Source organism: Kingella pumchi (assembly GCF_022288825.1).
Classification (GTDB): Bacteria; Pseudomonadota; Gammaproteobacteria; order Burkholderiales; family Neisseriaceae; genus Kingella_D; species Kingella_D pumchi.
The window spans coordinates 21806-33826 of sequence record NZ_JAKOOW010000024.1 but is presented as its reverse complement, the minus strand read 5'-3'; the positions used below and the strand labels follow the sequence as shown (position 1 = coordinate 33826).

The 12021-nt window shown below is 61.8% G+C and carries 12 protein-coding genes and 1 pseudogene; 5 read left to right on the top strand and 8 right to left on the bottom strand.

Going from position 1 to position 12021, the window contains the following annotated elements:
• Positions 1-21: 21 nt before the first annotated feature.
• Complete coding sequence (locus MB824_RS06240; protein ID WP_238746953.1) at positions 22-1356, top strand: PDZ domain-containing protein; 1335 nt, start codon at positions 22-24, stop codon at positions 1354-1356.
• A 128-nt stretch (positions 1357-1484) separates the two neighbouring features.
• Positions 1485-2282: a heme/hemin ABC transporter substrate-binding protein gene (locus MB824_RS06235; RefSeq protein ID WP_238746951.1), complete on the top strand. Its 798-nt coding sequence runs from the start codon at positions 1485-1487 to the stop codon at positions 2280-2282.
• Between the two features lie 264 nt (positions 2283-2546).
• Here the strand turns inward: MB824_RS06235 and MB824_RS06230 are convergent, their stop codons facing one another.
• Entirely contained in the window at positions 2547-4208 is a 1662-nt protein-coding gene (locus MB824_RS06230) for an LTA synthase family protein (protein WP_305067910.1), read from the bottom strand.
• Between the two features lie 206 nt (positions 4209-4414).
• On the opposite strand from MB824_RS06230, the gene MB824_RS06225 reads away from it, so the two are divergent.
• Together MB824_RS06225 and MB824_RS06220 are read left to right on the top strand one after the other, a co-directional pair.
• Positions 4415-5362: a FecCD family ABC transporter permease gene (locus MB824_RS06225; RefSeq protein ID WP_238746946.1), complete on the top strand. Its 948-nt coding sequence runs from the start codon at positions 4415-4417 to the stop codon at positions 5360-5362.
• Positions 5363-5422: 60 nt separating this feature from the next.
• Positions 5423-6121, top strand: a pseudogene (locus tag MB824_RS06220) (ABC transporter ATP-binding protein); the annotation flags it as partial.
• 256 nt (positions 6122-6377) lie between these two features.
• Here MB824_RS06220 and folP read toward each other — a convergent pair.
• From folP to MB824_RS06190, 6 genes are all read right to left on the bottom strand, one after another.
• The gene (folP, locus tag MB824_RS06215) at positions 6378-7214 is read right to left on the bottom strand and encodes a dihydropteroate synthase (protein WP_238746942.1); all 837 of its coding nucleotides are present in this window, start codon (positions 7212-7214) and stop codon (positions 6378-6380) included.
• A gap of 134 nt (positions 7215-7348) precedes the next feature.
• A complete protein-coding gene (locus tag MB824_RS06210; RefSeq protein ID WP_238746941.1) occupies positions 7349-8656 on the bottom strand; it encodes an MFS transporter in 1308 nt (435 codons plus the stop codon).
• Positions 8653-8862 carry a cbb3-type cytochrome oxidase assembly protein CcoS gene (ccoS, locus tag MB824_RS06205; RefSeq protein WP_238746939.1) on the bottom strand — a complete coding sequence of 70 codons (210 nt, stop codon included), beginning with the start codon at positions 8860-8862 and terminating at the stop codon, positions 8653-8655. The genes MB824_RS06210 and ccoS overlap by 4 nt, the downstream gene beginning before the upstream one ends.
• A 1-nt stretch (position 8863) precedes the next feature.
• Positions 8864-9160, bottom strand: a complete 297-nt coding sequence (locus MB824_RS06200; protein WP_238746922.1) for an HLGFF motif protein — start codon at positions 9158-9160, stop codon at positions 8864-8866.
• Positions 9161-9325: 165 nt separating this feature from the next.
• Positions 9326-9469 (bottom strand): hypothetical protein, encoded by a 144-nt coding sequence (locus tag MB824_RS06195; RefSeq protein ID WP_238746920.1) that lies wholly within the window; start codon positions 9467-9469, stop codon positions 9326-9328.
• A gap of 147 nt (positions 9470-9616) precedes the next feature.
• Positions 9617-10024 (bottom strand): Lrp/AsnC family transcriptional regulator, encoded by a 408-nt coding sequence (locus tag MB824_RS06190; protein WP_238746911.1) that lies wholly within the window; start codon positions 10022-10024, stop codon positions 9617-9619.
• Between the two features lie 101 nt (positions 10025-10125).
• Here MB824_RS06190 and MB824_RS06185 point away from each other — a divergent pair, with 101 nt between their 5' ends.
• Positions 10126-10650: an isochorismatase family protein gene (locus MB824_RS06185; RefSeq protein ID WP_238746909.1), complete on the top strand. Its 525-nt coding sequence runs from the start codon at positions 10126-10128 to the stop codon at positions 10648-10650.
• A gap of 170 nt (positions 10651-10820) precedes the next feature.
• Here MB824_RS06185 and MB824_RS06180 read toward each other — a convergent pair whose 3' ends face one another.
• Complete coding sequence (locus MB824_RS06180; protein WP_238746901.1) at positions 10821-11717, bottom strand: endonuclease/exonuclease/phosphatase family protein; 897 nt, start codon at positions 11715-11717, stop codon at positions 10821-10823.
• Between the last annotated feature and the right edge of the window lie 304 nt (positions 11718-12021).

The following is a 12021-nucleotide window of genomic DNA, read 5'->3' as shown; positions in this document are numbered from 1 at the left end:
GAAAACCATCTGCCGATCACCATGAAAGCCGTTTTATTCCTAAGCGCCCTTGCCCTCTCCGCCCCGCTGGCGGCCGGCAGCGTGCGCGAGTTCCGCCACACCGCCGCCGACGGCATCGAGCGCCCCTATGTGGTCTATACGCCGAGCAAGGCCGACGGCGGCAAACGGCCGCTGCTGGTCTTTCTGCACGGCGCCGTTGAAAGCCCCACCGTGCGCGCCGACCCCGCCGCCTATGTGCGCCGCTCGAGTTTTTTAAAGCTGGCCGAAGCCTGCGGCTGCTATGTGCTGTTTCCTTTCGGCCAGAAAGGCGCGACTTGGTTTGACGATATCGGCAGCGGCATGGTGCTGGCCGAAACCGAGCGCGTGCTGCGCGAATTGCCGATAGACGAGAAGCGCGTTTTTCTCAGCGGCTTTTCCGACGGCGCATCCGGCACCTTTTATCTTGCCGCCACCCGCCCCGAGCGCTTTGCCGGCTTTATCGCGCTGAACGGCTCGCTGCCGGTAGCCGCCCATTTGGGCGCGCTGCCGGTTTATCCCGCCAATTTCGCCGCGCGGCCGCTGTATGTCGTCAATACCCGCAGCGACCCGCTGTATCCGGCCGCCGATATGCAGCCGGTGGCCGACTTTCTGCGCCGGCACAAGATCAACCTGAGCTACCGCACGCCCGACGGCGGCCACGATATGCGCTATCTCGATGCCGAACTGCCGGCGCTTGCCCGCTTTATCGAACGCACCCGCCACCGCGCGCCAGCCGATGCGGATTGGGAAAGCGCCGACCCCGCCGTTTCGTCCGGCAGCGACTGGCTGCACATCACCCGCCTGGGCGGCACAGCGCAGCCCTGGCAGCAGCCGCCAGACTTAAAACTGCGCCACCGCAAAGCCGTACTCGGCCTGCGTTTCGACACCGCTGAAGGCAGCCTGAAAGTTGCCGAAGCCACGGCCGGCGGCAGCGCGGCACGCAGCGGCGTGCAGGCGGGCGATGTGGTGCTGGCGCTCGACGGCGCCGATATGAACGACCCCGCCACCCGCTTTTTCCTGCTGCGCCAAAAGCGCGCCGGCGATCCCTTTACCCTGACCCTGCGCCGCGGCAGCGACATCCTGCAGCTCTCCGGCCGCTTCAACCCGCCCTACGACTACCAGGTCTTTGCCAAGCGCCCGCCCTCCGCCCGCGTCCGCGCGCACTTTTCAGGCTGCCGCATCGCTGCCGAAACTTCCGCCGCCGCCGAAATCGCCGTCGATTTTGCCCGCCTGCCGCCGCACCGCTGCCGCCGCATCGAAGTGGTGTTAAACGGCAAACGCCTGCCGCCGGCCCTACCCCGCGGCCTGCAGCGTTTTGCCCTGGATAAAGCAGCCTGAAAGCTGCGTTCCCCCTTTTTTCGGCTGCCTGACGGCGCCAGCCAAAACATTCCCTGCCCACGCAGGCAGCCTGAAAGCCGTTTTCCCTTTTCAGGCTGCCTGAAAACCCCGCTACGAAAGGATTTGATATGAACCCAAGCAAAACCCTGCTGGCCGCCCTGCTGTTGGCCGCCGCCCTGAATGCCCAGGCGCGCGAGCGCATCGTCGCCCTGTCGCCCGACGTTGCCGATGTGCTGGTAGCGCTCGGCGCCACCCAGGACATTGTCGGCCGCGACCAGACCAGCACCAATCCGGCGCTGAAAAACGTCAAAAGCATCGGCATTTTCCGCCAACTCTCGCCCGAGCCGGTGGCGGCGCTCAAGCCCACCCTGGCCGTCGGCTCGTGGATGGTGCAGCCGCCTTCGGTTTACCAGCGGCTCAATCAACTCGGCATCAAGGCGGTAAACGTGGCGCCGGACGACCACATCGCCGCCTATCCGGCCAGCATCCGCAAAATCGGCCAGCTGATCGGCAAAAGCAAAGAAGCCGACGCCCTGGCCGGCCGCTGGCAGGCGGGCGTCGGCCAGCAGCCGGCCACCGGCAAACGCTATCTTCTGAGCTACGACGGCCGGCTGGTGGCGGGTAAAAACACCGCTGCCGACGAGCTGATCCGCCGCGCCGGCGGCATCAACGCCGCCGCCAATATCGACGGCATCAAGCCGCTCAGCCGCGAAGGCTGGATGGCGGCCAAAGCCGATGTGATCATTATCGCCGAGCACAACAAACACCTGATCGGCAGCGTCGAGCAGTTTGCCGCCCGCCCCGAAATCGCTGTCAGCCCCGCCGCGAAAAAACGCAACATCCACCTGTGGCCGGCCAACGATATGTTCCGCTACGGGCTGGACACCCCCGAAGTGCTGCGCCGCCTGAACAAACTGGGCAAATAGTTTTCAGGCTGCCTGAAAGGTTCAGGCAGCCTGAAAGCCGTAGGGTGCCGCACCGCGCACCGCAGCAGCCTGAAACATCGGCCAATGGGTGGCTCTGAGTAGCTTGGGGCGCGACCCACCCTACATTTTGGGCAGATCGTTTTCAGGCTGCCTGAAAGCATCGGGCAGCCTGAAAACCGTAGGGTGCGCACCGCGCACCATGGCAGCTCGGGCAATCAGAAATATTGGGGTTCCATCCCAAACCACGCTGCGCTGCTGCACCGCTCAACGCGCAATCCCGATATGCCGGTAGAGATAGTCGCGGTAGTCGTTCAGCAAATCTTTATCGGCGCAGTCTTCCAGCCCGCCGCCGGAAAGACGGCGCATGGCGGTGTTGGCGCGCATGAAGTCGTCTTGCGGGGCGATGCCTGCGGCTTCGAGAATCAGGCCGCCGAAAAAGGCGAGATCGAGGATTTCAGGCTGCTCTTGCGGCGCGTAATCCAAGCTGCTGCGGATGGCGGCTTGGGTGACGTAATCGGGGTTGGCGAAACGGCCTTTTTTGGGTGGGGTGGCGGTTTCAAAGTTGGCCTGATGATCGCCAAAGTAGGCAAACACGAAATCGCGCCCGCGCGTGTGTAACCATGAATTGAACTGCTCGGTGGCGTTGTTGAGCGCGGCGATGCGGCCGGCGTAGTCGTTGAGGCAGGCGATGGATTTGTCGGGCAGGCCGTCTGCAACCAATTCGTAATGATTGGGCGTATCGGCGCTGTAGGGGCCGTGCTCTTTCATGGTCAGCACATACACCAGCATCGGCTGGGTGATGTTTTGCAGCGCGGGATGGCGTTTGTCCAAAATCATCTGCGCGTATTGCAGCATTTCGTCGCTGCCGATGTGCCACAGGTTTTTGCTCAGGGGCGCGGGATAGCCGAGTTCTTGCGGCTGGAGCATGAGGTCAAAGCCGAAATGGTCGTAGGCGGATTTGGCGTTGTAATTGCCTTTGGTAAAGGGCGAGAGGGCGACGCAGTAATAGCCTGCGGCTTTGAGGTTGCGGATCAGGCCGCTTTGGATGTGGGGCACGACGGAGTAAAACACGCCGCTGGCGAGTGCGCCGAAATCGGTGGAGGGCAAGCCCGCGAGCAGGGCAAACTCGGATTTCCATGTGCCGCCGCCGAAGGTGTGCACGCGCAGCGGCGCGGCAAAGCGGGTGTCGGCCTGCGGCGCAAACATGGGCAGCGGCGGCAGGTTTTCGCTTTGGAAATCAAATTGGTGCGGATTGAGCGTGGATTCCTGCAAACAGATTACGATGTCGGGGCGGGCGTTTTCAGGCTGCTTTTCATGTTGTTCAGACGGCCTTTTCGCTTCCAAAAGCTGCTTGAAACGATTGCCGTCGCCGCCGAACTCGGGCGTTTTGAAAAACACGCCGCGACAGGACATCGGCAGGTTGAGAAACACGTCGCGGCCGTCGTCGGGCAGGGAATCGAGCCACACCTGCACCGCGCGTTTGTCTTGGGTGTAGCGCACCATCAAAAGCAGGCTGACGATGCTGGCAGCGGCGGCCAAGCCGCGCCAGAGGCCGTCTGAAACCGCCGCGCCCGACCAGCCGAAAACCGCGTAGCCCAAAATGCCGAGCAGCCCCGCCACGGCGACAATTGCGCCTTTGTAGTGCGCCAGCGTTTCCCAGTTGCGCCAGTCGAAAGCGAGAAAAAGGTCGGAAACCAGCAACGGCTGTTTGTAATAGTGGATTTTCAGGCGGTGAAACAGGACAAATACGACAAACAATACAGACGCAAAGTTCAAACCGCGCTGCCATTGGCCGCTGGCGGCAAACATCGCGCCAAACAGGAACACAAACTGGCAGGCGGCGAAAAAACGTGTCCAGCGGTAATGGGCTTTGGCGCCGAGTATCAACGCGGCGGCGGTAAAAAGGGAGAGTAAAACGTAGTGCATAAGGGGCGGCTGCGGAAAAAAGGGCGCCATTTTACCGCCAAAGCACCGCCGCACGCGCGGCAGCGGCGAAAAATCTGCCGCCCGATAGCCACAGCCGTTTTCAGGCTGCCTGCCGCCCTGCCCCGACCAACGCCAACCCGACAGGCAGCCTGAAACGCCGCAGCGGCATAAGGCAGCCTGAAAAGCTGAAAACAGGAAACCCGAGCATGAAACCTTTATCCCTTATCTTCTTTTTACTGCTCTCTGCCCTTTTGGTGTGGCTGTCGGCCGGCATCGGCTTTGGCGGCTGGCAGGCGCCGCACACGCTGGAGCCGGTGATGCTGGAAATCCGTCTGCCGCGCGTGGCGGCGGCGCTGTTGGTGGGCGCGGCGCTGTCGGCGGCGGGCGCGGGGCTGCAGGCGCTGTTTGAAAACCCGCTGGCCGACCCCGGGCTGATCGGCACTTCCGCCGGTGCGGCTTTGGGCGTAGTCGGCGTGCTGGCTTTGGGCTGGACGGGCGTCAGCGTGCCGCTGGCGGCCTTTGCCGGCGCGCTGGCGGTGTGCCTGCTGATTTTGGCGGCGCACCGCTTTACCGGCGGCGGCATTTCGGGGCTGCTGATTCTCGGTCTGATTGTCAGCGCCTTTTGCAGCGCCACCGTCAGCCTGATTTTGTTTTTGTCCGACGATCTCACCCTGCGCAGCGCCAGTATCTGGCTGGCCGGCAGCCTGGCCGAAGCGGGCTTTGTGCCGCCCGGCCGCGTGGCGCTGGTGATGCTGGCCGGGCTGGCGCTCTTGCTCTCCTGCGGCCGCGGGCTGGACTGCCTGATGCTCGGCGAAGACACCGCCCACAGCTCGGGCATCGCCGTCGGCCGGCTTCGGGTGCAGACCGTTATCGCCGCGGCGCTGCTCACCGGCGCGGCGGTTTCGCTCTCCGGCATCATCGGCTTTATCGGCATGATGGTGCCCAATATTCTCGCTTCGGCTGTCGGCGGCGGCCGGCAGCGGCTGATTGTGTTGTCCGCCTGGCTCGGCGGCATCATGCTGCTGGTGCTCGACAGCGCCGCCCGCTGGATCGCCTTTCCCGTCGATCTGCCGGTGGGCATCGTGATCGCGCTTTTGGGCGGGCCGTTTTTCATGTGGCTGTTTCTCCACTCGATACACAGAAAGGCAGGCTGAAACGTGGCACCGCTGTTTTTTATCCGCAAGCTCAAAGTCGCACCGCAGGGTCGCACCATTTTGCATATCGACGAACTGGCCATACCGCAGGGCGTGCACACCGCCGTGATCGGCCCCAACGGCGCCGGCAAATCCACCCTGCTGCGCGCGCTGCTGGGGCGCTTTAACGCCAGCTGCGAGCTGTTCGGCGCCCCCGCCGCGCCGCAGATCCGTGCCGGCAAAGTGGCGTGGGTGGCGCAAAACGGCCGCTACAACCTGCCGCTCACCGTCGCCGAATACGCCCGTCTCGGCTGCATCGGCGGCGGCCTGTTCCGCCCGCCGCCGCCCGATTACGGCCTGCTGGACAAACTGCTCGCCGAGTTCGACCTGGCTGGGTTGGCCGACAAACGCATCGACACCCTGTCCGGCGGCGAGCAGCAGCGCGCCAATATCGTCCGCGCCCTGATGCAGCAGGCACCCGCCATCCTGCTCGACGAGCCCTGCAACCATCTCGACATCCGCCACCAGCACCGCCTGATGCAGTTTGTCCGCCGCGCCAAAGGGCAGTTCAACGCCGTGATGGTGCTGCACGATCTCAACCTGGCCGCCGCCTATGCCGAACACATTATCCTGATGCAGAACGGCCGCATCGCCGCCCAAGGCAGCGTGGACGAAGTGATGCAGCCCGAACGCCTGAGCGAAACCTACCAATGGCCGGTGGAGCGGCTGGAAGCCGACGGCGAAATCTTCTTCCGCATGCACAACGCCGGCCGCGATTAAACCCGCCGCCGCGGCAAAAAGCAGCCTGAAAAGCCTGTCTTGGGTTTCAGGCTGCCTTTTGCTGCTGCCGTTACCATTACTGCCATCAGATTGGGCGGCGCGCCGCCAGTCAAACCTGCCCGACAGCGCGCACCCGTTCCCAATCCTTTCAGGCTGCTTTGCAGAGAAAAGCAGCCTGAAAGCACAAAACCGGCTTTTCAGGCTGCTTTGGGAATTCGGGCAGCCTGCGGAGCGCAACGGCGTTGAAGCCGAAACCCTAGCGCAGCCGCTGCCAGACTTTGAGCGCGTCCACGGTGTCGCGCACATCGTGCACGCGCAGAATCAGGGCGCCGCGCTCTGCGGCAGCCAGCGCGGCGGCGACGCTGCCGGCGGCGCGCTCGGCGGGCAGGTCGCGGCCGGTGATCTCGCCGATCATCCGCTTGCGCGACAGGCCGGCGAGTATGGGCAGGCCGGTTTCCCGCTGCAGGCGCGGCAAGTCGTGCAGCAGGGCGATATTGTGCTCGAGGGTTTTGCCAAAGCCGAAACCCGGATCGAGCACGATGCGGCCGCCGTCGATGCCCGCTTGGCGGCAGGCGTCGGCGCGGCCGCGCAGATAGGCGGCGACTTCGGTGCAGACGTCGCGGTACTGCGGGTTATCCTGCATATTTTCAGGCTGCCCTTTCATGTGCATCAGGCATACGCCGGCGCGGTGCGCGGCCAGCAGTTCGAGCGCGCCTTCGTCTTCCAGCGCCTGCACGTCGTTGATGATGTCCGCCCAGCCGCGCTCCAGCGCGCGGCGCATGGTGGCGGTGCGGCGGGTGTCGAGACTGACGGGAACGTTCCAGCGGCTGATTTCTTCGAGCAGCGGGGCAACGCGCTGCCATTCTTCGTCGGCGGCCACCGGTGCGGCGTTGGGGCGGGTGGACTCGCCGCCGATGTCGAGGATGTCGGCGCCGTCGGCCAGCAGTTTTTCGGCGTACTCGAGCGCGTTTTTCAGGCTGCCCGAATAGCGGCCGCCGTCGGAAAAGGAATCGGGGGTGAGATTAACGATGCCCATCACGCGCGGGCGGGAGAGGTCGATGCTAAAGCGGGTGGTCAGCCAGCAGGAAGACATGGGAACTCCGAAGAAAAAGACAGCCTGAAAACGGCAAAGGGGCTGGGCGGGCAGTTTTCAGGCTGCCTGCAGTTGCGTAGCAGCCCGAACAGCAAAAAGCAGCCTGAAAAGGCTTTCAGGCTGCCTGAAGGCGTTTAATGTTCGGCGCTGCGGCGGCGAAAACGCACCAAATCGGGCACGCGGCGGGCAAGATAGGCCAGCATCGGCAGGTTGCCGGCGGCCACAATCAGATACAAAAGCTCGGTGCTGTCGCTAATCAGCAGCAAAACGGCGCTGAAAATGGCGGCCGCCACCATAAACAGGCCGTTGACGATATTGTTGGCGGCGATGGCGTGGGCGCGGAACTCGTTGCTGCTGGCGGTTTGCAGCCAGGTGTAAAGCGGCACCGAGAAAAAGCCGCCGAAAAAGCCGATGCCGACCATCAGCGCCACTACCGCATAGGCGTGGCCGTGGGTAAGAAAGGCAAACAGGCTGAGGTTTTCGCCGCCGGTGCCGTTTAAGCCGTGGGTGATGTAGATCAGGCCGCCGCCGCACACCGTCAGCCCCAGCGCGCCAAGTGCCACCATGCCCAGATACAGGCCGCCGCGGCTGAGTTTGGCGCACAGCACCGAGCCCAGGGCGATGCCGATGGAAAACAGGGTCAGCATCAGATTGAACACGCCGCTGCCGCCGCCGAGCACTTTTTGCACGAAGGTCGGCAGCTGGGTGGTGTACACCGCGCCGACAAACCAAAACCAGGAAATGCCGAGAATGGCGGTGGCCAGCTCGTTTTGGGCGAAAGTTTGGCGCAGCAGCGCTTTGGTGCCGCGCACGATGTTGAAATCCAGCCGCGTTTGCGGTTCGCTGGGCGGCACCGAGGGCATAAACAGGCTGCTCACCAGCCCAGCCGCCGCCAGCAGCACCACCATCAGAATCAGCACCGCCACATGGCTGCCGGCAATCGCGGTGCCGATAATCTGGCCGAAAAGAATCGCCAAAAAAGTGCCCGATTCGATCAGGCCGTTGCCCATAATCAGCTCGTCTTTTTGCAGATACTCCGGCAGGATGGCGTATTTCACCGGCCCGAACAGCGTGGAGTGGGTGCCCATCAGAAACAGACACAGCAGCAGCAAGGGCGCCGAATTGATGTAAAAACCGTAGGCCGCCAGCAGCATAATGGCGATTTCCATCACCTTCACCGCCTGCGCCAGCCGCGCTTTGTTGAAGCGGCTCGAGAGCTGGCCGGAAAGGGCGGAAAACAGAAAATAGGGCAGCACAAACAAGAGCGCCGCCACATTCAAAAGCTGGCTTGCCGGCAGCCAGCCGCTTTTGCCCAGCCCGTGAAAGCTGATCAGCACAAAGAGCGTGGTTTTAAACAGATTGTCGTTGAACGCCCCCAAAAACTGGGTGGCAAACAGCGGCGCGAAACGGCGGCTTTTGGCAAAAGCAAAGCTGGAATTCATGATTGCGTGTCCTGGGAGGGAGGGGGAGGCTCGGATGCAGGCGGGGTTTCGGCGGCCGAAGAAGTGTCGTCGTCATCCATAATGATGCGGTGGGCGGGGCCTTCCAAATCGTCGAACTGGCCGTTTTTGCCCGACCACCAAAAGAAAAAGCCGATTAAAAAGGCCAGCAGGATGCTGATGGGAATCAGGATGTAGATGCTTTCCATTTCACAGGCTTCCAGTCAGATCCTGCAGCAGGTAGCGCTGCCCGGCGAGGGTGAGCGTTTCTTCAAAAATGCTGCCGATCAGGCGGCCGTCGCCATCGTTCAGATTCACGCCGCGCGGCGTTGCCTGCCAAAACAGCGCGTCTTGGTTCTGCGCCAGCTTCAGCAAAGCGGCGGGCAACTCCGGCGCATCTTCGGCTATCGAGAGGGCAAACTGGCCGCCGCTTTCGTCTTCGCCGGCATCCATAACCAAAAAGCCGAGATGTCTGCCGTCGGCATCGGCAATGCTGAAATAGTGCATAACAAGCAGCCTGAAAAAAGAGCGGCATTGTATAGCCGAACCGGTGCGAAAAACAATGCGCCGCCGCTTTCAGGCTGCCTTCGGTGTGCCGGCAAAGCAGCCTGAAAACAAAAAAAACCGCGGCAAACGGTTTGCACCGTCCCGCGGTTTGCATTTCACACAGCCTTAACCGCCGCACACACCGCAGCAGCCGCTTTCGGTGGTTTCTTCTTTAGATTGGCTGTCGATTACCGGCAGCTCGTCTTTTTTCGGCTCGTCGGCCGGTTTGCTGTTCAGGTCAACTTTGATTTTGTCGTCTTGCTGGCTCATGTCTTCTTCCTTTCGGTCGGGTTGCAAAAATACTTCGAGCGCGCATGATAAACAAAGCGCGCCGCCCTGAACAGGCTTTGCGGCAAATTATTGCCCGGGCGGGTTTTTCAGGCTGCTTTCAGACCGCCTGAAAAGCAGCCTGAAACATTACCCCACCACCCGCTTCAACCCACTCGCCACGCGATAACGCCCGTGGGGGCTTAGGCGGGCAAGGAAGACTTCCAGCTCTGCCGGCGTATCGGCAGTGTAAACGATGTGGTAGCAGCCGTCGCCGCTGGTTTTGTCGGCGCTTTCAATGCCGCTTTCCGAGTGCAAAAAGCGTTCAAACTCGGCAAAGCGGTTATGCGCCATCAGCACGGTGATAAAGTGGCGCGGGCGGTTTTCGCGCAGGGTGAAGCCGCCGATAACGCCCGCGTCCTGCATCTGGCGCACCCTTTCGGCGCACGCCTGCGGGCTGAGGTGCACCGCCGCGCCCAGCTGCTGCCAGCTGATGCGGCTGTTTTCGCGCAGCTTGGCAAGGATGGACTGGCTGATTTTGTCGTCAAATTTTTTCATTTTTGCTGTTTTGCCGTTTGAATGGCGCCGATTATAGCTGTCGGCCGCCGCATCATGGGCCTACGATGGCGCTTTCAAACAGATTGGCAACGGAGGTCAAAATGAAAAACGCGCTGATTGTGATTGATGTGCAAAACGATTATTTCGCAGGCGGGGCGTGGCCGCAGTTTCAGGCTGCCGAAACGGCGGCGCGGATTGCGGACTGCGTGCGCGCGGCGGATGCGGCGGGAGATTGGGTGGTGGCGGTGCGCCATGTAAACGCGGCGGATGCGGCGATGCTGGCGGCAGGCAGTGCGGGCGTGGCGTTTTATCCCGAAATTGCGCCGCTGCTGGCGGGGCGTGCCACGGTGGACAAGCACGCCGCCGATGCTTTTTGGCAGACGGATTTGGCGCAGGTGTTGGCGGCAGCGGGCGTGTCGGACATTTATCTGTGCGGCATGATGACGCAAAACTGCATCACCCACACCGCGCTCTCGCCCGACGCGGCGGCCTGGCGCGTGCACATTATCGCCGACGCCTGCACCGCGCCCGATGCGAGGATTCATGCGGTGGCGGCGCGGGCATTGTCGGCGCGTTTGGATGTGGTGTCGGCGGTGGGGTTTCAGGCTGCTTTGGGGGTAGTTTGAGAATAGTAAAAGGCAGCCTGAAAACGATATTTAGGTTTTCAGGCTGCCTTTGGATTATCTGAATAAGCAGTCTGAAAAAGGGTTTTTACCGTTTTCAGGCTGCCTTGAACCGCGTGCGCAGCAAAGCTGCAACACCCTACGCCATGCGGGCTACGCTTGCTATTTTAAAATTACGGCCATTCAATCAGCAAAGCGCGGTGGTCGGAGTGCATCCACGGCAGGGCGCGTATATGGGTGCCGGATTTGCCGCGTGTGAGAACGTGGTCGATGTTCAGGCCGAAGGGCAGCCAGGTGGGCAGGTAGTTCGGCGTGTGCGGACGGATGTCGGCGCTGTGCGTGAATTGGCGGAACACGGGCGAGAAGGGGCTGCTGTTCAAATCGCCCATCACCAACACGGTTTTGGCGGCAGCGATTTTCTGTGCCGCCTGCTGCAAATAGGTCTGACGTGCGGCGGCCAGTTCCGCGTTGATGGGTGGTGGCGGGTGCAGGGCGAACAGGCTGCTGCCGTCCAGTTCTGCTTCAATGAAGGGGAAGGGTTCGCCCGCATCCGTTTCCACCATGACGATGCGGCAACTTTGCAGCGGCCGCCTGCTCCAAAGCGCCAATGCAAACGGGCTGTTGTCGCGGTGTTCGCAGCCGTGCGGATAGGCTTGGTGCAGCGTTTGCCAGCCGGTGTCGTCCAAATCGATTTCGGCCATGGCGACGACATCGGGCGCGGTGGCCAAAATGGCGGCGCTTTCCTGTGCGGCGGCCGGATTATCCAAATTCACGTTGTACCACAGCACTTTCAGCGGCGGCGCGGCGGTGGATACCGCAGGGCTGCCCGATGGCCAACACAGCCACAGCCCGCCGGCCAATGCGGCAACCGCCCAAAGCCAACGCTGCCGCTGCACCGCAACAGCCGCCGTTGCGGCCCACAAAACCGTGTAGTGCGGCAAAAAATGCGAGAACAGTTCGGTAAACCAAAACGTGATGATTTGGCTGATAGTGAATGCGATAAGTGCCAGCCAAGACAAAAGCGTGAGGCGGCGCGCCAACCAAGGGCGAAGGGTGTTTTTGAGTGTCATAATTGATGGATGAGAGAGGGTGTGGAAAAGCAGCCTGCATATTTTACCGCAGGTGCAGGCTGCTTTTTTGCCGGCAAATCATCGAAAGGCAGCCTGCACTTTGTTCAGGCCGTATAGTCCGTTATAGCAAGCCGCAGGCCAAACTCTCGAATCCAACCTGCTTTAACTGTAAAATCTTCTGTATTTCGGGGGTTATCAGTAGACCTTTTGCGAAAGTATCCTGAAGATTTACAATTCCAAAATGAAATACGAAAACCTAATCCAAAGAAGCGACAGGGAATTCAAACGGCTCACAGGTGTAACG